Below are 21035 nucleotides of genomic sequence, written 5' to 3' on the forward strand. Positions count from 1 at the left end.
GTCAGAATTCTAACTCCGCGCTGAAGTAGAGCACGTGGCGATGGTCGTAGTTGTTGTCGGCCCAGGTAGTGGGCTGGTTATCGAGGCGTTGTTGCAACATGCCGGCCAGCTCCACGTTGGCTTTGCCCAGGGCAATGCGCTTGGCCACCCGCAGGTCGACCCGTTCGAAGCGATATTGATTGAGTGCGTCGTCGCCATAGTAGAACAGCGCGCTGGACCAGCCGTGGCCCCATTCACGCAGCCAACCGGCCGAGCCACTGTTACGCGCTGTCTGCAGCTTGTCCAGTGGGTTGCTGGCGGTGGTGTCGACGTAAGCATAGGTCAGGCGCAGGCGGTCGGCGTTGCTCATGCGCCAGTCGAACTGGGTTTCAGCGCCGGTAAAGCGTGAGCTGTTGGCATTGCTGGCAATGTACTGGTTGTTGCGCAGGGGCGAGCTGATCATGTCGGTGATTTCGTCATAGAACAGCTTCACGTCCACATTCAGCCCGAGGTCGGCAAAGAACCCGTTGTAGCCCAGTTCCCGCGAGCGCATCAGTTCTTTGTCGAGGTTGCCCGGGCCACGGGTCACCACGAAATACTGGCCGGAGTTCTGACCGTAGGCCGGCGAGCTGAGGTTGGTGACGCGGTAGCTCCAGTTGACGTTGTTCTCGAACATGTCCGGCGAGCGGATCGCTTCGGAATACACAGCGCGCAGGCCGTGGCGTGGGTTGATCAAGTAGTTGACCGCCACCCGTGGCGTCAGCGAGTTGCCGCTCAAATGGGTGTCTTCGTACATCGCGCCGCCTTGCAGCAGCCAGTGTTCGCTGGCCCGCCATTCCAGGTGGCCGAACAGGCGCCAGGTGGTGTCGTCGAGGGTGCCATTGAAGTAGGTGTCGGAGTCGGCGCGGTCGTAGCGGTAATTCATGCCGCTGACCAGGCGCAGGCTGTCGGACAGGCTGAGGGTGTCCTGCACCTCGATGTCGTAGCGGCTTTCGCGGGTGCTCTGGTCGATGTCACCGCACACGCTCTGGCTGGCGCCATTGCGCCACTGGTCCAGCACCTGATTGGCCAGGGCCTGCTCGGCGGCACTGCCGGGCGGTGCGGAGCCCTGGCTGTAGGTGTCCATGTGCCGGGCCAATTGCTCGGCGTAGTTGGGATTGAGCTGCCACAGGCGGGTCAGCTCGGGGCTGAAGGACACTTTGGCGTCGCAGGCTTTCCAGACCTGCTGGCGATCCCACTGCTGCGCCGAACCCTGGATATACAGACTGTGCTCCGGGTTGAAGTCGAAATTCCAGCGCAGGGAACCGGCATAGTCCTTGGCGGTGACGTCGGAATTGGTACCGCCTTCGGTAATCCCGGCGAAGACCGGTGTGTAAGTGTAGGGGCGCTGGTTGGTGCCTTCCTTGGCGTCCAGTTGCCAGTCGATGCTCTGCTGCGCGTTCAGCGTTTGGCTCACTGCCAGGCTGAAGCGGCTGAGGCGACGGCTGTCACGGCGGTCGGCGCCGGCGGCATCGCTGTCAAAGCCATCGTCCTGCTGGCCCGACAGGGACAGACGCAAGTCACCGGTTTCCCAGCCCACCCCCTGGCTGGCGTAGAAGTCGTTGATCCCGCGTTCGCCACGGATGACCTTGACCCGCGTGCCCTGGCTGTTGGCCGGCGAACGCGTGAGGATGTTGACCACCGCCATCAACGCATTGGCGCCATAGCTGACGGTGTTGGGGCCACGGAACACTTCGATGCGCTCGATATCCTCCATGGCCACCGGGATATCGCTCCAGTCCACGGTTGCCAAACCGGCGCGGTATACCGAGCGCCCGTCGATCAGCACCTGCATGCGTCGCGCATCGCTGGCGCTGGTGCCGTGGTAGTTCACCGCCGCCTGGTTGCCGGTGGTGTAGCCGACCATCATCCCCGGCACCAGGCGCAGCAGTTCGCTGATATCCCGTGCGCCGCTGGCCTTGATCAGCTCGCTGTCGATCACGGTCATGCTGCCTGGCACGGCGGCGGCCGATTGTTTCAGGCGGGTGGCGGTCAGCACTTGCGGCAGTGGCTGGCTGTCCAGGAACAGGTCATCAGCCAGCGCAGGTGCACTGCACAACAGCATCAACAACACAGATGAGCGGGGAGGAGGGCCCAAATACACGGCACGGCCTTGATAATTACGGATAGCCGCCCATGTTAACTGAGGCGGGGCCTTTTGCCAGTCGCCGCCCTTGCATTTACTTCACACAGGCATGGCATTTTCCGACAAGCGCGTGAATTGACACGGGGGCTGGCCGCAATCGGGTCGCCCCGTATAATGCCGCCATCGCCACTGGTATGGATTAACGGATTGCATATGACTGAACAGCGCCCTATTGCGGTCCTGGGAGGCGGAAGTTTTGGTACCGCCGTGGCTAACCTGCTGGCTGAGAACGGCCACGCGGTGCGCCAGTGGATGCGCGATCCCGAGCAGGCCGAGGCCATTCGCGTCCACCGGGAAAACCCCCGTTACCTTAAAGGCATCAAGGTGCACCCGGCCGTTGAGCCGGTTACCGACTTGCTCGAAACCCTCACCGCCTGCGATCTGTGCTTTGTGGCGCTGCCTTCCAGCGCCTTGCGCTCGGTGCTGGCGCCCCATGCCGAGCGTCTGGCGGGCAAGCTGCTGGTCAGCCTGACCAAGGGCATCGAGGCGCAGACCTTCAAGCTGATGAGCGAGATCCTCGAAGAGATCGCCCCCAAGGCGCGTATCGGCGTGCTGTCCGGGCCGAACCTGGCGCGGGAAGTGGCCGAACATGCGCTCACCGCCACGGTCATCGCCAGTGAAGACGAGGCCCTGTGCGAGCGCGTCCAGGCCGTGTTGCATGGCCGCACCTTTCGCGTCTACGCCAGCGGCGACCGCTTTGGCGTCGAGCTGGGCGGTGCGCTGAAAAACGTCTACGCAATCATTGCCGGCATGGCCGTCGCCCTCGGCATGGGCGAAAACACCAAGAGCATGCTGATCACCCGCGCCCTGGCCGAGATGACGCGCTTTGCGGTGAACCAGGGCGCCAACCCGATGACCTTTCTGGGTTTGGCCGGCGTGGGCGACTTGATCGTGACCTGTTCCTCGCCCAAGAGCCGTAATTACCAGGTCGGCTTCGCGCTCGGCCAGGGCCTGAGCCTGGAAGACGCGGTGACGCGCCTGGGCGAAGTGGCCGAAGGGGTCAACACCCTCAAGGTCTTGAAGGCCAAAGCCCAGGAAGTGGGGGTGTACATGCCGCTGGTCGCCGGGTTGCACGCGATCCTGTTTGAAGGGCGCACCTTGAACCAGGTCATCGAACTGCTGATGCGGGCCGAGCCGAAAACCGATGTCGACTTTATTTCCACCAGTGGTTTCAACTGAGGAACGCGCCATGAACGACCCGAAAGACGCCCCTAAATACGAGTCCATCCTGCTGCGCATTCTGTGGATGCTGGTGTTTGCCCTGGTGTGGCAAGTCGCGCAATTCCTGCTCGGTGCGCTGGTGGTGGTGCAACTGATTTATCGCCTGGTCTACAGCGCGCCCAACCTTGGCTTGATGAATTTTGGCGACAGCCTCAGCCAGTTCCTCGCGCAGATCGGCCGTTTCGGCAGCTTCCATACCGAGCAAAAACCTTGGCCGTTCGCCGATTGGCCGACCCCACGCGCACCTGAAGGCGAAGCCGCTCACAGCGTGCCGCCTGCGCCGCACCCGGCCCGCGATGAAGAGCCAAAACTGTGAAGCTGTGGATTTTGCGGCACGGCGAGGCCGAAGGGCACGCCCGTACCGACGCCGAACGCAACCTCACCGAGCATGGCCGTGGCGAAGTCTTGCGCAGCGCTGCGCACCTGATCGGCCAGCCCATCGCCGCCATCATCGCCAGCCCGTATGTGCGGGCGCAGCAGACCGCGCACCTGGTGCGCGATGCGTTGGGGTTCGAGCCGCAGATCCGCACGGTGCCGTGGCTGACCCCCGACGGCAACCCGTTGCAGGTGCTGGAAAAACTCGACACCGATGACAATGTGCTGCTGGTCAGCCACCAGCCTTTGGTGGGTAGCCTGATCAGCTTTTTGCAGCATGGCCACCAGCGCCAACCGCAACCGATGCACACCGCCAGCCTGGCGGAATTGGAGGGTGACTTCCCGCTGGCGGGGCTGATGAGCCTGGTCAGCGTGAAGAATCCGTAGGAACGATCGCCGCTTTTTGTGTGCTATATAGTCAACCAAGCAAGTGCTTGGTTGGCTATCATCGGAACACAAAGGAGCGCGTCCCATGCCTGTCGCTTTTCGTTTGCCGTTGCAGGTCTTCTTCGAACGTGAAGCGCGGCACCCGCGCAAAACCTTTCTCGTGCAGCCCGTTGGCGGCGGTGAGGTGCAAACCCTCACCTGGGAAGAGGTTGGCCAGCAAGCCCGTCGCGCCGCCCACTGGCTGCGCGCCCGAGAGCTGCCCCAGGGCTCGCACATCGCCCTGATTTCTAAAAACTGCGCCTATTGGATCATCGCCGACCTGGCGATCTGGATGGCCGGGCACGTCTCGGTGCCGCTGTACCCTAACCTCACCGCCGACTCGGTGGCCCATGTGCTCACACATTCCGAGGCGGCGCTGGCGCTGATCGGCAAGCTCGACGACTGGCCCGCCATGGCGCCCGGTATTCCACACGGCGTGCCGACCATCAGCTTGCCGCTGTGCCCGGCCGGCACTTTCGATTTCACCTGGGCCGATTTGCAAAAGTGTTCGCCCATTCGGGACAGCCCTGCGCCTGACGCTTTCAGCCTCGCCACCCTCATCTATACCTCCGGCACCACCGGCTTGCCCAAAGGCGTGATGCAGACCTTCGGCGCATTGGGCTTTGCCGCCACGCGGGGCACCGAATTGTTTGGGCTGGGGGAGGGCGACCGGCTGTTGTCCTACCTGCCGTTGTGCCATGTGGCAGAGCGGATGTTTGTGGAAATGGCGGCGATTTATACCGGGCAAACCGTGTTTTTCGCCGAAAGCCTCGACACCTTCCTGGCCGACCTGCGCCGGGCGCGCCCCACCGCGTTGTTCGGCGTGCCACGCATCTGGACCAAGTTCCAGATGGGTGTTTATGCCAAGGTCCCGGAAAAACGCCTGGAAACCCTGCTGCGCCTGCCTTTTATCGGCAAACGCGTCGGCCATAAGGTGCTGGCGGGCCTGGGGCTGGATGCGTTGCGCATTGCCTTGTCCGGTGCCGCGCCCGTGCCCGAGGCGTTGCTGCGCTGGTATCAGCGTCTAGGGTTGGACGTGCTGGAGGTGTACGGCATGACCGAAGCCTGCGGTTATTCCCATGTGTCCCGGCCGGGCCAGCAGAAGCTCGGCTGGATCGGCCAGCCATGCCCCGGCGTTGAAGTGCGCATCGACCCGTCGGGCGAAGTGCAGGTGCGCAGCGGCGCGACAATGCTGGGCTATTTCAAGGACCCGCAGAAAACCGCCGAGACCCTCACCGATGATGGCTACCTGCGCACCGGTGACAAGGGCGAGCAGGACGCCGAGGGCCGCCTGCGCCTCACCGGGCGTCTCAAGGAAATCTTCAAGACCAGCAAGGGCAAGTACGTGGCTCCGGCGCCGATTGAAAACCGCCTGGCCGAGCACGCACGCATCGAACAAGTGTGCGTGGTGGGGGATGGCCTGATTGCCCCGATGGGGTTGTGCGTGCTGTCGGCCGTTGGCCAGGCGGAGAATCGCGAGGCGCTGCAGGGAAGCCTTGAGCGCTGGCTGGAACAGGTCAACCAGACGCTGGACAAGCATGAACGCCTGCAGCACCTGGTGGTGGTCAACGACAACTGGGCAGTGGAAAACGGCTTTATGACCCCCACGCTGAAGATCAAGCGCAGCGTGATCGAGGCGACTTACGGTGAACATTTACCGACTTGGAGCGAGCGTTCCGAAACCGTTCTGTGGCAGGATTAGGGCCATCATAAAACCAAAAAGGATTGACCCATGAGTTTGTGGCGCACACAACCCAACATCGAACAACTCAATGCCATCCAGAAAAACACCATCGGTGAATTGTTGGATATCCGTTTTGAAAGTTTTGATGAAGAGTCCCTGACCGCCAGCATGGTGGTCGATCACCGTACCCACCAGCCCTATGGTCTGCTGCACGGCGGCGCCTCGGTGGTGCTGGCTGAAAGCGTCGGCTCCATGGCGGCCTACCTGTGCATCGACCCGAAAAAATTCTATTGCGTGGGCCTGGAGGTCAATGCCAACCACCTGCGTGGTGTGCGCAGCGGGCGGGTGACGGCGGTGGCGCGGGCGATCCATATCGGTCGGACGACCCAGGTCTGGGACATCCGCCTGACCAGCGATGAGGGCAAGGCCAGCTGCGTTTCGCGCCTGACCATGGCCGTGGTGCCGCTGGGCGAGCAACCGCCGGCACGATAGGCATGGCGTGAGTGTCATCATTCCTGGCAGTTACAGTCATTGCTGTGCTGCCCGGGGCTGGTGACAATTCAGTTCTGTTTTTGTAGATGGATCCTGTATGTCGCAGCACGTGTTTTTTGCCCACGCCAATGGTTTCCCTTCGGCCACCTACGGCAAGCTGTTTGCCGCCCTGGCCCCGGAATACGCGGTGGCTCACTTGCCGCAGCACGGTCACGACCCCAGGTTCCCGGTGGACGATAACTGGCAGAACCTGGTGGACGAACTGATCCACCACCTGGAGCTGCAACCTGAACCCGTGTGGGGCGTGGGCCATTCCTTGGGCGGCGTGTTGCACTTGCACGCGGCCATGCGTTGCCCGCAGTTGTATCGCGGCGTGGTGATGCTGGATTCGCCGGTGCTGACCCGGGCCGACCGCTGGGTGATCCGCGCCGCCAAGCGCTTTGGTTTTATCGACCGACTTACGCCGGCTGGACGTACCTTGGGCCGTCGTGAAGAGTTCACTGACCTTGCCTCCGCGCGCAGCTATTTCGCCGGTAAAACCCTGTTTCGCGGGTTCGATCCCGAATGCTTCGACGCGTACCTGCAACATGGCTTGCAACAGGTCGGTGATCGCCTGCGCCTGCGTTTCGACCCGGCCACTGAAATCAGCATTTACCGCGGCGTGCCTCACACCAGCCCCGGCCAAGTGCGCCAATTGAAGGTGCCGCTGGCGGTGGTGCGCGGTCGCCAGAGCCGAGTGGTGATGCGCCACCACGCCAGCGGCGTTGACCGCCTGCCCATGGGCGAGATGCTCACCATACCCGGTGGGCACATGTTCCCGCTTGAGCGTCCACAGGACACCGCCACCTTGATCAAAAACCTGTTCTCCCGCTGGGACGCCCGTGAGCGCAGTTGCGCATGAGCACGCCGGTCGAGGAAGTCCGCTTGAGCCTGGCGCATATCGAGCTGGCGGCACACTTGTTTGGTCCCGAAGACGGTTTGCCGGTTATCGCTCTGCATGGCTGGCTGGACAACGCCAACAGCTTTGCGCGCCTGGCGCCAAAACTGACGGGGTTGCGCATCGTTGCCCTGGACATGGCCGGCCACGGGCATTCGGCGCATCGTCCTGCCGGGGCGGGCTATGCGTTGTGGGATTACGTCCACGATGTGCTGCAAGTGGCCGAACAACTGGGCTGGAAACGTTTTGCATTACTTGGCCACTCCCTCGGCGCCATCGTTTCCCTGGTGCTGGCCGGTGCCTTGCCGGAACGGGTGACGCACCTGGGATTGATCGACGGCGTGATCCCGCCGACCGCCAGTGGCGAGAACGCCGCCGAGCGCTTGGGCATGGCCTTGCAGGCGCAGTTGAGCCTGCAGGACAAACGCAAGCCGGTGTACGGCAGCCTCGATCGTGCCGTGGAGGCGCGCATGAAAGGGGTGGTGGCGGTCAGTCGCGAAGCCGCCGAACTGCTGGCCCAGCGCGGTTTGATGCCGGTGCCGGGGGGATACACCTGGCGATCCGATAGCCGATTGACCCTGGCCTCGCCGATGCGTCTGACGGATGAGCAGGCGATGGCTTTCGTGCGGCGCGTCGGTTGCCCCACGCAGTTGGTGGTCGCCGCCGACGGCATGTTGGCGAAACATCCCGAATTGCTTTCTCAGCTACCCTTCACCGTGACCACGCTGCCAGGCGGCCATCATTTGCACCTGAATGACGAGCCCGGCGCGATCCTTGTTGCAGACTGTTTCAATCGGTTCTTCTCCACGCCTTGACTTGGCGGGGTCAACTGCCGAGGCTGGGCGGATTGAAAGGGAGTCAACCATGAACAATCTCAACACTGCTTCGACCTCCAGTGGCCCAGGCGCGTTGATCCGATGAGCGTGCGTAAAGGATGTTTCCGTATCCTGGGGCTGAGCCTGCTGAGCCCCCTGGTGTTCGCCGCCGACGTACCGGGTAGCCAAGACCTGCCCACCGTGGCCCGTCAGGTCGACGCGCAAATCGTCGACTACCGCCCCGCCGAAGAAAAAGAACGCATCTACCCCATGGGCGCGATCCGCAAGATCAGCGGCCAGTTGCGCTATGAAGGCCAGGCCACGGCGCGCGGGCAAACCACCGCCATTACCTACGAACTGCCACCGGAGCACACCTCCAGCGCGGCGTTCACCGCAACTCGTGAAGCGTTGCAGGCCAAGGGCGCGCAACTGTTGTTCTGGTGCCAGGCCCGCGATTGCGGCGAAAGCAGCTTGTGGGCCAACGAGGTATTCGGCAATGCCAAACTGGTGGGCGCCGACGGCCAACAGGAATACCTGCTGCTGCGCCTGGCCGCCCCCCAGGACAATTCCCTGGTGGCGCTGTATGGCATCACCCGGGGCAACCGCCGTGCCTATCTGCATGTGGAACAACTGGACGCCAGCGCGCCACTGGGCGACCTGCTGCCCACCTCGGCCACGTTGCTGCGTGAGTTGAAAAGCACCGGCGAGCTGGACTTCCCGACATTGGGCGTCGAGCCTGATGCCACCTGGCTTAACCTTATTTCCCGTGGGTTGAACCTCGACGCTACCTTGCGCGTAAGCCTCACCGGCCCTACGGCCGAGGCCTGGCGCCAGGGCCTGATCGACAGCGGCGTGCGCGCTGCCCGCCTGGAAACCGGCACCGATGCTGCCAAAGGCCTGCACCTGCATCTGATACGCTAGGCATGACCAGGCGAACGGACCCGCGCCGTTCGCCTAAGCTCTCTTCCTAAGCCCTCTTCTCGAGATACCCGATGCTCAATAACGATCGCCTGCTGGTGCAAATCCTGCTGCTGGTGCTGTTCGGTGCCAGTTTCTGGGTGATGGCGCCGTTCTGGTCGGCGCTGTTCTGGGGCGCGGTGCTGGCGTTTGCCAGTTGGCCGCTGATGCGCTTGCTCACCCGTTGGCTGGGGGGGCGTGAGTCCCTGGCAGCGGGCATCCTGACGTTGGGCTGGATGTTGCTGGTGGCGGTGCCGCTGGTGTGGCTGGGTTTCAACCTGGCCGACCATGTGCGCGACGCCGTGGGCCTGATCAAGGACATCCAGGTCGATGGCCTGCCCGAAGCGCCAACCTGGCTCGGTTCGATCCCGTTTATCGGCGAGCGGCTGGTGGCGACCTGGGACAGTATCGACCAGCAGGGTGCGGCGCTGATGGTCAGCATCAAGCCTTACCTGGGGCAGGTGGGCAACTGGTTGCTGGCGCGCAGTGCGCAGATCGGCGGCGGCATCCTTGAGTTGACCCTGAGCCTGGTGTTCGTGTTTTTCTTCTACCGTGACGGGCCGCGCCTGGCGACCTTTGTGCATCGCCTGCTGGAACGCCTGATCGGCGAGCGTGCCGGTTACTACATCGAACTGGTGGCTGGCACCGTGCAACGGGTAGTCAACGGTGTCATCGGTACTGCCGCCGCACAGGCCCTGCTGGCGCTGATCGGTTTCTGGATCGCAGGCGTACCGGGCGCGTTGGTGCTGGGCATCGTGACCTTCCTGCTCAGCCTGATCCCCATGGGCCCGCCGCTGGTGTGGATCCCGGCAACGGCCTGGCTGGCGTGGAAGGGCGACTACACCTATGCAGTGTTCCTGGGTGTGTGGGGCACGTTTATCATCAGCGGCGTTGACAACGTGCTCAAGCCCTACCTGATCAGCCGGGGCGGCAACCTGCCGCTGGTGATCGTGCTGCTCGGGGTGTTCGGCGGGTTGATCGCCTTTGGTTTTATCGGGTTGTTTATCGGCCCGACCTTGCTCGCGGTGGCCTACAGCTTGTTGATGGACTGGAGTGCGACCCAGGCCCAGGGCCGCCGGGAGGATAAATCGATCTGACAGACCGCCATCGCAGGCAAGCCAGCTCCTACAGGGGGCCGTGCCAGCGATTAGGCTCTTGGTAGCCACATGACGGCGGTCAGGCCGCCGCCTGGGGTGTCTTCCAGGCTCAGGTGGCCGCCGAGGCGTTCCACCGCTTCCTTGGAAATCGTCATGCCCAGGCCGACGCCGCCGGAGTTGCGGTTGCGTGAGCCTTCGAGCCGGAAAAACGGCTCGAATACCGCCTCGCGTTTGTCGGCGGCAATCCCCGGGCCGTGGTCGATCACACGGATCACCAGCGCGCCCTTGCTGTCCGCCAGTTCCACGCGGGCGGTGCCGGCGTAGCGCAGGGCGTTGTCGATCAGGTTGTTGAGGCATGAGCGCAGCGCCATGGGCTGCACCTGCAAGGGCGCGCAGGTGCCCGAGAACTGCACGTCGCAGCCCTGGTCCTGGGCGTTTTCACTGAGGGATTCCACCAGCGCCTGTACATCGAGCCAGTGTCGGGTTTCGCTGGTGCGTTGTTCGTGCAAGTAGCTCAGGGTGGCATCGAGCATGCCTATCATGTCGTCCAGGTCCTGGCGCATCTGGCCTTGCAGCTTGGTGTCCTCGATCTGTTCCAGGCGCAGCTTGAGGCGTGACAGCGGGGTACGCAGGTCATGGGAGACCGCCCCGAGCATGCGCGCGCGCTGGCTGACCTGCTCGCGAATGCGTTTTTGCATCATATTGAAGGTGGATGCAGCTTGCCGTGCTTCCCTCGGCCCGGACTCATTGAGCGGCGGGCTGTCGAGGTCGACGCTCAAGCGCTCGGCTGCCGCGCTGAGGCGCTGGATCGGCCGGCTCAGCAGCTTGGCGCCATACCAGGCTGCGATGATCAGCGAAATGAACTGGAACGTCAGCGGCACCACCGGCCCGCCAAACCAGGGGCGAGGGTGCTTCTTGTGCAAGGGGGTGAAGCTGCCGTCTGCTTGCTGCACGAACATTTCGCCAGGCGGCGTTGGCGGCGGGCCGTAGTGGTGAAACCAGAAGATCGCCAGCACGTGGGCCAGCACGATGGCTACCAGCAATACGCCGAACAGCCTGCCGAACAGCGTATTGAAGGCGTTGCGCATCAGCCGATATCCCGCGCGTCGAACAGGTAGCCTTCGCCACGTACGGTTTTGATCAACTGCGGTGCCTTGGGATCGTCGCCCAGCTTTTGGCGCAAGCGCGAGACCAGCAAGTCGATGCTGCGATCAAACGCTTCGATGGAGCGGCCACGGGCGGCGTCCAGCAATTGTTCGCGGCTCAGTACGCGGCGCGGGCGCTCGATGAACACCCACAGCAAGCGAAACTCGGCGTTGGACAGCGGCACCACCAGGCCGTCGTCGGCCACCAGCTGGCGCAACACGCTGTTGAGGCGCCAGTTGTCGAAGCGGATATTGGCGCGCTGTTCGGTACGGTCATCACGCACCCGACGCAGGATAGTCTGGATGCGCGCCACCAGTTCGCGCGGCTCGAAAGGCTTGGACATGTAGTCGTCGGCGCCCAGCTCCAGGCCGATGATACGGTCGGTAGGTTCGCAGCGTGCGGTGAGCATCAGGATCGGGATGTCCGATTCGGCGCGCAGCCAGCGGCACAAGGACAGGCCATCTTCGCCCGGCAGCATCAGGTCGAGCACCACCACGTCGAAGGTTTCGGCTTGCATGGCTTGGCGCATGGCGGCGCCATCGGTCACGCCGACGGCAAGAATGTTGAAGCGTGCCAGGTAATCGATCAGCAGTTCGCGGATCGGCACATCGTCATCGACGATCAGGGCGCGGGTGTTCCAGCGCTTTTCGTCGGCGATCACAGCGCCTTTTTGCTCGTCGTTCACAGAGACTGAAGAAGTATGCATAGTGCGATCATCTGCCTGGTTGTTGCTGTCAGCATAGGCGCCCAGCCCCATGGCTGGAAGTGCTGGACGGTCGGTCGTGGGGGCGAGGCTAGCCGGGGGGCGTGTTGAGGGCATGTCGTGAATGTATCTGGCTCGATACAATTGGCGAAAATGGCCGCCGCAACGCGGTCTGTCAGTATTTACCGATCATCGGATCCCGCAACGGCGCCGCTTGCGCTACAATCCGCGCCGATTTCGACTTGCCTGAGAGCCCATTCCAATGTCCGTCTGCCAGACTCCTATCATCGTCGCCCTGGATTACCCCACTCGTGACGCCGCACTGAAGCTGGCTGACCAGTTGGACCCCACGCTTTGCCGGGTCAAGGTCGGCAAGGAACTGTTCACCAGTTGCGCCGCCGAAATCGTCGGCACCCTGCGTGACAAAGGCTTCGAGGTATTCCTCGACCTGAAATTCCACGATATTCCCAACACCACCGCCATGGCGGTCAAGGCCGCCGCCGAAATGGGCGTGTGGATGGTCAACGTGCACTGCTCCGGTGGCCTGCGCATGATGAGCGCGTGCCGCGAAGTGCTGGAACAGCGCAGCGGCCCTAAACCGCTGCTGATCGGTGTGACCGTGCTGACCAGCATGGAGCGCGAAGACCTGGCCGGTATCGGCCTGGACATCGAGCCGCAGGAACAGGTACTGCGCCTGGCGGCCCTGGCACAGAAAGCCGGCCTTGATGGCCTGGTGTGCTCGGCGCTGGAAGCCCAGGCCCTGAAGACGGCTCACCCATCGTTGCAACTGGTGACCCCGGGGATTCGTCCTGCAGGCAGCGCCCAGGATGACCAACGCCGCATCCTGACCCCGCGCCAGGCGCTGGACGCCGGTTCCGATTACCTGGTGATCGGTCGCCCGATCAGCCAGGCCGCCGACCCTGCCAAGGCACTGGCTGCAGTCGTCGCCGAAATCGCCTGAGCGAAACATCCCCTGTAGGAGCCGGCTTGCCGGCGATAGCGCCCTCAGCCTTGCATCAGGTTCAAGGCCGCCATCGCCGGCAAGCCGGTTCCTACAAAGGGGTGTTTCAGTTGACCTTGAGCACCAGCTTCCCGAAATTCTCGCCGTTGAACAGCTTCATCAGCGTCTCCGGGAACGTTTCCAGCCCCTCCACGATATCTTCCTTGCTCTTGAGCTTGCCCTGGGCCATCCAGCCGGCCATCTCCTGACCGGCAGCGGCAAAGTTCGCCGCGTGGTCCATCACCACAAACCCTTCCATGCGCGCGCGATTGACCAGCAATGACAAATAGTTGGCCGGGCCTTTCACCGCTTCCTTATTGTTGTACTGGCTGATTGCGCCGCAGATCACCACGCGAGCCTTCAATGCCAGGCGGCTGAGGACGGCGTCGAGAATGTCGCCGCCAACGTTATCGAAATACACGTCCACGCCTTTGGGGCATTCGCGCTTGAGGGCGGCAGGCACGTCTTCGCTTTTGTAATCAATCGCGGCGTCGAAGCCCAGTTCATCCACCAGGAACTTGCACTTGTCGGCGCCTCCGGCAATGCCCACTACGCGGCAACCCTTGAGCTTGGCGATCTGCCCGGCAATGCTGCCCACCGCGCCCGCTGCGCCGGAGATCACCACGGTTTCGCCCGCCTTCGGCGCGCCAGTGTCCAGCAGGGCGAAGTAGGCGGTCATGCCAGTCATGCCCAGGGCGGACAAGTAGCGCGGCAGTGGGGCGAGTTTCGGGTCGACCTTATAGAAGCCGCGTGGCTCGCCGAGGAAATAATCCTGCACGCCCAAGGCGCCGTTGACGTAGTCCCCCACTGCAAACTTCGGGGTGTTCGAGGCAATTACTTTTCCCACGCCCAGTGCACGCATCACCTCGCCGATACCCACCGGAGGGATGTAGGACTTGCCCTCATTCATCCAGCCGCGCATGGCCGGGTCCAGGGACAGGTACTCGTTGCGCACCAGCACCTGCCCATCGCCGGGTGTGCCCACCGGCACTTCCTGGTAGGTGAAGGTGTCCCGCGTGGCCGCGCCGACCGGGCGTTTGGCGAGCAGGAACTGGCGATTGGTCTGGGCAGTCATGGCAAGGACTCTGTTGGAAGTGAACCCAGAGTGATAGACCCTCAACCGCCTGAGGGCAAGCTCGCCCAGGGGAGCGAATGCTCGGCGATAGGCATTGATGATAGTGCGCCGGGCAGCTTTATCACTGCGGCTCATACAGCGCCAACCGGCCTTCTGATAGTGCTGACGCGCCCAGCCTGCGGTTGGCTAGACTCCAGCGACGGTTATTTCTTGCATAGGACATCCCCCCATGAGCATGACGTTTTCCGGCCACGTGGCCCTGGTGACTGGCGCAGCAGCCGGTATTGGACGCGCCACGGCGCTGGCCTTTGCCGCTGAAGGCTTGAAGGTCGTGGTGGCCGACCTGGACGTGGCGGGCGGCGAGGGCACTGTCGCGCTGATCCAGCAGGCCGGGGGCGAGGCGCTGTTCGTGCGCTGCAACGTGACCCTGGAGGCGGACGTGCAGCAATTGATGGCACAGACGATTACAGCCTATGGTCGCCTGGACTATGCGTTCAACAACGCCGGAATCGAGATCGAGAAGGGCAAGCTCGCCGAAGGCAGCATGGACGAGTTCGACGCCATCATGGGGGTGAACGTCAAGGGCGTCTGGCTGTGCATGAAGCACCAGTTGCCATTGCTGCTGGCCCAGGGCGGCGGTGCGATCGTCAACACCGCGTCGGTTGCCGGTTTGGGCGCTGCGCCGAAGATGAGCATTTACGCGGCGTCCAAGCACGCAGTGATCGGCCTGACCAAGTCGGCCGCCATCGAGTACGCGAAAAAGAAAATCCGCGTGAATGCGGTGTGCCCGGCCGTCATTGATACCGACATGTTCCGCCGTGCCTATGAGGCCGACCCGCGCAAGGCTGAGTTCGCGGCGGCCATGCACCCGGTGGGGCGCATTGGCAAAGTCGAGGAGATCGCCAGTGCGGTGCTGTACCTGTGCAGTGATGGCGCCGCGTTCACCACTGGCCAGGCGCTGGCGGTAGACGGTGGCGCGACGGCGATCTAGGACTGCACGCCCTACGTCATTCGAAAAAGTTTTGGGTGGTGTGGGGCGTTTCCCAAGCTGGCTATAAGCCGTGAGCGAATATGTGTCATTAAGTAAATAAGTCAATAGAATCAATAATTTAGTAAAGGTTGGTAACGAGCCAGGCCAGGCTTCTGTGCTTAACTCATGCGGGTTGAATAACAGACAGTTGAAGTGGGTGGCTCATGGATTTAGGAATCGATCGGCAGGCTCCTGTACCGGTGGTGCAGCAGATTGTCAGCGCGGTGGCGCAATGGATTCGCACGAGTGGGGCAGCCCCGGGTACACGTCTGCCGTCTGTGCGGCAATTGGCGCTCGATAACCTGGTCAGCCAGTCCAATGTGATCGAGGCGTTCGAGCGCATGGTGGCCCAAGGGCTGCTCTCGCCCCGGCACGGGTCTGGTTTTATGGTGGCCCCGCCAGCGGTTGTTCACGAAGGCCATTGGTATGAAGGCGCCGAGCAGGCCTGGGGGGGCTTTACCGACAGCCCGCTGGGCGAACTGAAGCTAGGCAATGGCTGGCTGCCGGATGCTTGGCGTGAAAGCGACGACATCAGTTACGCAATACGCGAGGTCAGCCGTACCGACACCGCAGGCCTGTTCAACTACAGCTCGCCGCTGGGCTTGCCGGCACTGCGTGAACAACTGCTCAAACGGCTGAACCACCTGCAGGTTGCCACCCGCCTGGAGTGCATTGTCACCACCCACGGTGCCAGCCATGCCCAGGACCTGTTGATACGCACCTTGCTCAAGGCCGGCGACACGGTGGTGGTCGAGACCCCGGGGTACGGCAACCTCTTTCGTCAGTTGGCCTTTCAAGGCGTCACACTGCTGGAAGTGCCGCGCACCCGTGGGGGGCCGGATATCCCGACGCTTGAAGCGCTGCTTCGAGACCATCGGCCCAAGTGCCTGTTCATCCATAGCCTGTATCACAACCCGACCGGCACCAGCCTGTGCCGCGAGGTCGCCGAACGTTTGCTGCAACTGGCCCGCAGTGAAGACTTTCTGATCATCGAAGAAGACATCTATGGCGACTTGCAGCACGCCAGTTGCGTGCGCTTGTCGGCGCTGCCCCATGATGGCCGGGTGATCTACGTCTCGAGCTTTTCCAAAACCCTGAGCAGCGCATTGCGCGTGGGTTACCTCAGCGCCAGCGCAGCGATTGTTGCCCGCCTGGTCACCCTCAAGACGCTGACCGGTATTGGCACTTCGCGGTTTGCCGAGGCGGTGGTGGCCGTCTTGCTGGCCAATGGCACGTATCGCAAATGGGTACAGCGCTTGCGCAAAAGGCTGGGTGTGCACATGGCCGCTACGTTGCAAGTGTTGGAAGACGAGGAGTGGAAGGTGTTCGCCGTGCCTGCAGGCGGCATGTTCCTGTGGGCAAAGCCAGGCGCCGTGGCGCCGTCACGGCTGCAGGCGCAGGCGCGGCGGCTCGGCGTGCTGTTGACTCCCGGGGCGTTGTTCAGCCCGAACGGGGAGCCGAGTGACTGGCTGCGCATCAACGTGGCCTATGCTGATGATCAGCGAGCGCTGGCGTTGTTCCGCGTCATGGGGCCTGCCAGATCGACCTCGACCATTCTGAAAACGACGGGTGTGTAGCTTTTTGCCATTATTCCGGCGCCAGCGTCTTGTGCCGGTGCTCCGTGGTTGCGAATCTCGCCATTGGTAAATCGGGCTTGATGGCATCTGCCATTGCAAGAGGACTCAAGTGCAATGATTTCGGCCGTGCAACGACGTTTCGCCAACCTCGGGATGGCAAAAAAACTGGGCTTGGGCTTCACCCTGGTGCTGCTGCTGACGGCCTTGGTGGCGGCGATTGGCGTGTGGTCGCTGCAGACCGTCGGCCAGCGTTTCGAAGGCCTCAAGGAGATGTCTTCGCTCAACAGCGGCTTGCTCAAAGTGCGCCTGATCGAGCAGGACTACGCGCTGCACGCCGATCCGAAAGCCGTTGACGCCCTGCACGAGAGCGTCGACGCCCTGGCCGCACTGGCGGCCAGTCTCAAGGCCCAGTCCGTCGCCAATGTGCCGGTGATGGCCGACGTCGAGCAGGCGCTGGCCGCCTATCGCAAGGCGTTTGATGAGTTCGTCGAGTTGACCCAGACCAAGGACCTGGCTCTGGAAATGGCCAGTTGGTCGGTGTCCAGCGTGGCCAATAACCTTGATGTGTTGCAAGCCGGTCTGGCCGACGACGGTGCCTATGGGCTCAAGGAAAGCCAGGGCAAGGAGGGCGCCGAGTTTATCGAGCAGGCCGGGCAGGTCAGCCAGGTATCGCGGCTTATGCTGCAGGCCATGAACGAAGCACGGGTGCGCCTGGACCAAAGCCGCAAGGCCGATGCGGACGAAGCCGAACAAGGCAAGATCGAGCAGGCCGACCAGGCCCTGGCTCAAGTCGAACAACTGAAAACCTCGGTCAAGGATGCCGGCTACCAGACGGTGCTCAATGAAGTGTCCGGGCATATCGCCTCGTTCAGCGAAAAGCTGGGTGAGTACACCGGGTTGTTGGCCCAGGAAAAAGTCGTCTACAAGCAATTGCATGATCGCGCCGACCAAGTGGTCAGCCGGGTGAACCAGGCCTATGACGCTGAAGATCAGTCGATGCAGGCGCAATTGAAGAAAAGCGCGATGCTGATCATCGGCTCGTCGGCGCTGGCGCTGTTGGTGGGGTTGATTGCGGCGTGGGTGATTACCCGCTTGATCGTTGCACCGCTGCGCAGTGTGATCGCGGTGGCCCAGCAAATTGCCTCCGGCGATTTGAGTGGGCGGATGGAGGTCAGCCGTCGAGATGAAATCGGCCAATTGATGCAGGCGATGCAGCAGATGGGCAATGGGCTGAGCCACATGGTCAGCGGCTTGCAGGCCGGGATCGAGCAACTGGCGGCGTCGGCCCACTCACTGTCCAGTGTCACTGAACAGACCAATGTCGAGGTCAGCAGCCAGAAGGAAGAAACCGAGCAGGTGGCCACGGCAATGAACCAGATGACCGCCACCGTGCACGACGTGGCGCGCAATGCCGAAGAAGCGGCCCAGGCCGCGCAGACCGCCGACGACAAGGTTGATAGCGGCCAGCAAGTGGTGCGCCAGAGCTTGCAGCGTATCGAATTGCTTGCCACCTCCAGCACCAGCGCAAGCGCGAGCATCGAAAGCCTGAGTGCGGAAATCCAGAATATCGGCACCGTGTTGAGTGTGATCAAAAGCGTCGCCGAGCAGACCAACCTGCTGGCGCTCAACGCCGCCATCGAGGCAGCACGGGCAGGGGAGCAGGGCCGTGGTTTTGCGGTGGTCGCCGATGAAGTGCGGGCGCTGGCCAAGCGTACCCAGCAGTCGACCGAGGAAATCGAGCGGCTGGTCAGCACCTTGCGCAGTGCGGCGCAGTCGTCGGTGCAACAGATCCAGCAAAGTGGCGAGCTGGTGAAATTGGCGGTCAGTGATGCATTGGAAACCGAGAGCGCCTTGGGCAGCATCGCCGCTGCCGTGTCATTGATTCAGCAGATGAACCAGCAGATTGCTGCGGCGGCCGAAGAGCAAAGCTCGGTGGCCGAAGAGATTAACCGCAGTGTCACCAGTATTCGCGCCAGTGCCGACCAATCGGCGCTGAGCATGCAGGGCAATGCCGCGTCGAGCATCCAGTTGGCGCAACTGGGTACTGAACTTCAGGGGATGGTGGGGCACTTCCGCCTTTGATCGCACCGTGCAGGTGGCGATCAAAGGGCAGCAGGGCGATCAGGCGTTGTTGGCGAGGAAGGTCAGCAGCGCTTCGTTGACGAAATCCGGATTCTCCCGGGCCGAGATGTGCCCGGCTTCAGGAATCAGGATCAGGCTGCAGCCGATCAGCTCGGCCATTTCCGTGGACTCCGCAGGGGGGCGAGGCTTGTCTTGCTCGCCGCACACCACCAGGGTGGTGTCGGCGTCCAGGCGTGGCAGTTGGTCCAGGATGTCTGCACGGCTGAAGATCAGCCGGCCCAGTGGCACGATGCTGTCCAGCAGGCGTTCTCGCGTGAAGGCTTGCAGTTCGGCGCGAAAGCCCTGGTACAGCGCTGACTCACGGTCAATGCCTGGGCGGAAGAAAATCGGTGCCACCACATCCAGCAACGGCTCGGGAATGGCGCCGGCGTCTTCGATCATCTTGAACAGCGAGAAATAATACTGGCGCGTGGCCTCGGGCTCGGCACCGAGATAGGTGTCCATCAGCACCAGGCTGTTGATGCGCTCGGGGGCGAGCAATGCCAGGCGTGCACCCCACATGCCGCCGACCGACAGGCCCACCAGGTTGATCTGTGCAATGTCCAATTGATCCAGCAAGGCCAGGGCTTGGCGGGCGAGGCCGTCCAGGGATTGGGTGGCCGCCGGCAGCGGCCCTGACTCGCCGTGGCCCCACAGCTCGGGGACAATCACACGGTACTGTTGCGACAGGGCTTCGATTTGCGGGGCCCACATGTCGCGGTCCCACAGGTAACTCGAGCCCAGCAGGACGACCGGGCCGGTGCCCTGGTCGACATAATGCAGCGGTTGTCCATCAATCACGGCGACGGGCATAGCGAGCCTCTAACTTCACGGAGTGAGGGGCACTTTTTTACGCTACTCGGGGGCGGGGGGATAGATGCAAAGTGATGGCATCTCGTGGCGATGTGCTGCCCATGCCAACTGTAGTGAGCGGGCTTGCCCCGCGCGGCGGCATACCTGACACACTGCAGTGCCTGACACTCCGCGGCGCGGGGCGAGCCCGCTCACTACAATCAGTCGTAGATGACTTTCTTTTTCCAGTCGGCGTCGGCGTCGACCACTTTCAGGCCTTCGGTCAATTCGTTGACCTCATCTTCAGCCGGCTTGCTGTTGGTCAGGACGGTGGAGTTGGCGCGGGCCAGTTGTTTCTCCAGCAATTGCAGCTGGGCGCTGTAGACCACCGGTTCGGGCTGCTTGCGCAAATACTGTACGCCACGCTCGAACGCCAGGCGCGCCTGGCCCGGCTGGCCTTGTTGCAGGGCATGCTGGCCGAGGTTGTTGAAGAACTCGATGTGCAGCAGCACCAGGATATGGCGGATTTCCTTGATCCAGTGCTTGGCCTCGTTGGCCGGCAGGAAACCGTCCTGGGCGGCGCGGGTGACCTGGCCGTGCAGGGCTTCAAGCAGGAAACGTACATCCTTGGCCTTGGCTTCGGTCTGGATCGGCGCAGGCGGGTTGGCCACCGGGATTGACTCGCCCTGGGCGATCAACGCGCTCAGCTCGGTGATGCGCGCCTTGAGGGGGGCGCTGGTCTTGTTGAGGTTCAACAGGCGCTGGTTGACGTTGAGCTCCAGGCGGGTCAGCAACAGCTTGAGCGCCGGGCTCATCAACTGGCCAGGAAAGGTCTCGGTGATTTCTCCGCAACGACGCAGCCGATCATTGAGTTCGATCTCGGTGCGTTTCTTTTCCAGTTTGTTGTTTTCCACCACGTGGTTCATGTAGCCAATGGCGATCAGTATTACGATCCCGGCTATTACCAGCAGGGTGATCATGAGTGGTGTCACCGGTGTGACCTCTTAATAGGGTTTGCAGTGGAGTGTAGTGACTGAGCCATCTGGCGGATAGGACTGATCGACCAGTTGCCCAGGTAGTTTCTTCTATATAGGTAAGCGTTCCCTGCATAGATGCACATTGCCATCATTTGCTGGGGTGGACTATAGCGTCTTGTCGGGCGCCAGAATATAGGCGTCAAAGCCTGGACGGGCAGAATGCGCGCAAAGGCCCGGAAAGCGGGGCGAAGTCATTGATTTTAATAAATTTATCCTTGGGGGTTGACGACCTTTCAATCCATCCATAGAATGCGCGCCACTTAACGCGGAAAGCACACAGCGAAACGCGGTTAAGCAGTGAAGTTGTACGTGTGTCCCCTTCGTCTAGTGGCCTAGGACACCGCCCTTTCACGGCGGTAACAGGGGTTCGAGTCCCCTAGGGGACG

19 protein-coding genes, 1 tRNA gene and 1 pseudogene are annotated in these 21035 nt (G+C 62.4%); 15 read left to right on the plus strand and 6 right to left on the minus strand.

The genetic code is table 11. The features are described from left to right. Position 1: 1 nt before the first annotated feature. On the minus strand, positions 2 to 2122 hold the full coding sequence (locus AC07OV_RS28435) for a TonB-dependent receptor plug domain-containing protein (RefSeq protein ID WP_494998969.1): 2121 nt from the start codon (positions 2120 to 2122) through the stop codon (positions 2 to 4). Between the two features lie 195 nt (positions 2123 to 2317). Here AC07OV_RS28435 and AC07OV_RS28440 point away from each other — a divergent pair, with 195 nt between their 5' ends. From AC07OV_RS28440 to AC07OV_RS28480, 9 genes are all read left to right on the plus strand, one after another. Continuing rightward, the gene (locus AC07OV_RS28440; RefSeq protein ID WP_176996479.1) at positions 2318 to 3343 is read left to right on the plus strand and encodes an NAD(P)H-dependent glycerol-3-phosphate dehydrogenase; all 1026 of its coding nucleotides are present in this window, start codon (positions 2318 to 2320) and stop codon (positions 3341 to 3343) included. Between the two features lie 10 nt (positions 3344 to 3353). Next, positions 3354 to 3701, plus strand: a complete 348-nt coding sequence (locus tag AC07OV_RS28445; RefSeq protein WP_176996478.1) for a DUF4389 domain-containing protein — start codon at positions 3354 to 3356, stop codon at positions 3699 to 3701. After that, entirely contained in the window at positions 3698 to 4147 is a 450-nt protein-coding gene (sixA, locus tag AC07OV_RS28450; protein WP_494998970.1) for a phosphohistidine phosphatase SixA, read from the plus strand. Before AC07OV_RS28445 ends, sixA begins: the two co-directional genes overlap by 4 nt. Before the next feature lie 85 nt (positions 4148 to 4232). Continuing rightward, entirely contained in the window at positions 4233 to 5888 is a 1656-nt protein-coding gene (locus AC07OV_RS28455) for an AMP-binding protein (protein WP_495093462.1), read from the plus strand. 30 nt (positions 5889 to 5918) lie between these two features. Continuing rightward, complete coding sequence (locus AC07OV_RS28460) at positions 5919 to 6362, plus strand: hotdog fold thioesterase (RefSeq protein WP_176996475.1); 444 nt, start codon at positions 5919 to 5921, stop codon at positions 6360 to 6362. Positions 6363 to 6459: 97 nt separating this feature from the next. After that, positions 6460 to 7263: an alpha/beta fold hydrolase gene (locus AC07OV_RS28465; protein WP_494998972.1), complete on the plus strand. Its 804-nt coding sequence runs from the start codon at positions 6460 to 6462 to the stop codon at positions 7261 to 7263. Beyond that, positions 7260 to 8114, plus strand: a complete 855-nt coding sequence (locus AC07OV_RS28470) for an alpha/beta hydrolase (RefSeq protein ID WP_494998973.1) — start codon at positions 7260 to 7262, stop codon at positions 8112 to 8114. Before AC07OV_RS28465 ends, AC07OV_RS28470 begins: the two co-directional genes overlap by 4 nt. 102 nt (positions 8115 to 8216) lie before the next feature. Continuing rightward, positions 8217 to 9035, plus strand: coding sequence for a DUF4892 domain-containing protein (locus AC07OV_RS28475; protein WP_494998974.1), 819 nt, complete (start codon positions 8217 to 8219; stop codon positions 9033 to 9035). A gap of 71 nt (positions 9036 to 9106) precedes the next feature. After that, on the plus strand, positions 9107 to 10168 hold the full coding sequence (locus AC07OV_RS28480) for an AI-2E family transporter (RefSeq protein ID WP_176996471.1): 1062 nt from the start codon (positions 9107 to 9109) through the stop codon (positions 10166 to 10168). Between the two features lie 50 nt (positions 10169 to 10218). On the opposite strand, the gene AC07OV_RS28485 is transcribed toward AC07OV_RS28480, so the two are convergent. Beyond that, positions 10219 to 11256: a sensor histidine kinase gene (locus AC07OV_RS28485; protein WP_494998975.1), complete on the minus strand. Its 1038-nt coding sequence runs from the start codon at positions 11254 to 11256 to the stop codon at positions 10219 to 10221. Beyond that, positions 11256 to 12020, minus strand: a complete 765-nt coding sequence (locus tag AC07OV_RS28490; protein WP_176996469.1) for a response regulator — start codon at positions 12018 to 12020, stop codon at positions 11256 to 11258. The genes AC07OV_RS28485 and AC07OV_RS28490 overlap by 1 nt, the downstream gene beginning before the upstream one ends. 259 nt (positions 12021 to 12279) lie before the next feature. Between AC07OV_RS28490 and pyrF the strand changes: the two genes are divergently transcribed. Further along, positions 12280 to 12978: an orotidine-5'-phosphate decarboxylase gene (gene pyrF / locus AC07OV_RS28495; RefSeq protein ID WP_176996468.1), complete on the plus strand. Its 699-nt coding sequence runs from the start codon at positions 12280 to 12282 to the stop codon at positions 12976 to 12978. A 106-nt stretch (positions 12979 to 13084) separates the two neighbouring features. On the opposite strand, the gene AC07OV_RS28500 is transcribed toward pyrF, so the two are convergent. Then, positions 13085 to 14092 carry an NADP-dependent oxidoreductase gene (locus AC07OV_RS28500; protein ID WP_494998977.1) on the minus strand — a complete coding sequence of 336 codons (1008 nt, stop codon included), beginning with the start codon at positions 14090 to 14092 and terminating at the stop codon, positions 13085 to 13087. A gap of 229 nt (positions 14093 to 14321) precedes the next feature. Between AC07OV_RS28500 and AC07OV_RS28505 the strand changes: the two genes are divergently transcribed. From AC07OV_RS28505 to AC07OV_RS28520, 4 genes and pseudogenes are all read left to right on the plus strand, one after another. Further along, the gene (locus tag AC07OV_RS28505; RefSeq protein ID WP_494998978.1) at positions 14322 to 15083 is read left to right on the plus strand and encodes an SDR family oxidoreductase; all 762 of its coding nucleotides are present in this window, start codon (positions 14322 to 14324) and stop codon (positions 15081 to 15083) included. 203 nt (positions 15084 to 15286) lie between these two features. Beyond that, the gene (locus tag AC07OV_RS28510; protein ID WP_495093463.1) at positions 15287 to 16699 is read left to right on the plus strand and encodes an aminotransferase-like domain-containing protein; all 1413 of its coding nucleotides are present in this window, start codon (positions 15287 to 15289) and stop codon (positions 16697 to 16699) included. 1023 nt (positions 16700 to 17722) lie between these two features. After that, a pseudogene (locus tag AC07OV_RS28515) lies at positions 17723 to 17920 on the plus strand (HAMP domain-containing protein); the annotation flags it as partial. A gap of 18 nt (positions 17921 to 17938) precedes the next feature. Continuing rightward, positions 17939 to 18781, plus strand: a complete 843-nt coding sequence (locus tag AC07OV_RS28520) for a methyl-accepting chemotaxis protein (RefSeq protein WP_494998981.1) — start codon at positions 17939 to 17941, stop codon at positions 18779 to 18781. A gap of 39 nt (positions 18782 to 18820) precedes the next feature. Here AC07OV_RS28520 and AC07OV_RS28525 read toward each other — a convergent pair whose 3' ends face one another. Together AC07OV_RS28525 and AC07OV_RS28530 are read right to left on the minus strand one after the other, a co-directional pair. Continuing rightward, a complete protein-coding gene (locus AC07OV_RS28525) occupies positions 18821 to 19633 on the minus strand; it encodes an alpha/beta fold hydrolase (protein WP_494998980.1) in 813 nt (270 codons plus the stop codon). Positions 19634 to 19833: 200 nt separating this feature from the next. After that, complete coding sequence (locus AC07OV_RS28530; protein ID WP_176996462.1) at positions 19834 to 20604, minus strand: hypothetical protein; 771 nt, start codon at positions 20602 to 20604, stop codon at positions 19834 to 19836. A 358-nt stretch (positions 20605 to 20962) separates the two neighbouring features. On the opposite strand from AC07OV_RS28530, the gene AC07OV_RS28535 reads away from it, so the two are divergent. Then, positions 20963 to 21035 (plus strand) — tRNA-Glu (locus AC07OV_RS28535).

This window comes from Pseudomonas sp. GW821-FHT09A09 (genome assembly GCF_059418405.1).

What these genes read in the sequence shown, in the direction of transcription:
- AC07OV_RS28440 (WP_176996479.1), top strand. Translation starts at nt 2,318, where the DNA reads ATGACTGAACAGCGCCCTATTGCGGTCCTGGGAGGCGGAAGTTTTGGT.
- AC07OV_RS28445 (WP_176996478.1), top strand. Translation starts at nt 3,354, where the DNA reads ATGAACGACCCGAAAGACGCCCCTAAATACGAGTCCATCCTGCTGCGC.
- AC07OV_RS28455 (WP_495093462.1), top strand. Translation starts at nt 4,233, where the DNA reads ATGCCTGTCGCTTTTCGTTTGCCGTTGCAGGTCTTCTTCGAACGTGAA.
- AC07OV_RS28460 (WP_176996475.1), top strand. Translation starts at nt 5,919, where the DNA reads ATGAGTTTGTGGCGCACACAACCCAACATCGAACAACTCAATGCCATC.
- AC07OV_RS28465 (WP_494998972.1), top strand. Translation starts at nt 6,460, where the DNA reads ATGTCGCAGCACGTGTTTTTTGCCCACGCCAATGGTTTCCCTTCGGCC.
- AC07OV_RS28470 (WP_494998973.1), top strand. Translation starts at nt 7,260, where the DNA reads ATGAGCACGCCGGTCGAGGAAGTCCGCTTGAGCCTGGCGCATATCGAG.
- AC07OV_RS28475 (WP_494998974.1), top strand. Translation starts at nt 8,217, where the DNA reads ATGAGCGTGCGTAAAGGATGTTTCCGTATCCTGGGGCTGAGCCTGCTG.
- AC07OV_RS28480 (WP_176996471.1), top strand. Translation starts at nt 9,107, where the DNA reads ATGCTCAATAACGATCGCCTGCTGGTGCAAATCCTGCTGCTGGTGCTG.
- AC07OV_RS28485 (WP_494998975.1), bottom strand. Translation starts at nt 11,256, where the DNA reads ATGCGCAACGCCTTCAATACGCTGTTCGGCAGGCTGTTCGGCGTATTG.
- AC07OV_RS28490 (WP_176996469.1), bottom strand. Translation starts at nt 12,020, where the DNA reads ATGCATACTTCTTCAGTCTCTGTGAACGACGAGCAAAAAGGCGCTGTG.
- pyrF (WP_176996468.1), top strand. Translation starts at nt 12,280, where the DNA reads ATGTCCGTCTGCCAGACTCCTATCATCGTCGCCCTGGATTACCCCACT.
- AC07OV_RS28500 (WP_494998977.1), bottom strand. Translation starts at nt 14,092, where the DNA reads ATGACTGCCCAGACCAATCGCCAGTTCCTGCTCGCCAAACGCCCGGTC.
- AC07OV_RS28505 (WP_494998978.1), top strand. Translation starts at nt 14,322, where the DNA reads ATGAGCATGACGTTTTCCGGCCACGTGGCCCTGGTGACTGGCGCAGCA.
- AC07OV_RS28510 (WP_495093463.1), top strand. Translation starts at nt 15,287, where the DNA reads ATGGATTTAGGAATCGATCGGCAGGCTCCTGTACCGGTGGTGCAGCAG.
- AC07OV_RS28520 (WP_494998981.1), top strand. Translation starts at nt 17,939, where the DNA reads ATGGTCAGCGGCTTGCAGGCCGGGATCGAGCAACTGGCGGCGTCGGCC.
- AC07OV_RS28525 (WP_494998980.1), bottom strand. Translation starts at nt 19,633, where the DNA reads ATGCCCGTCGCCGTGATTGATGGACAACCGCTGCATTATGTCGACCAG.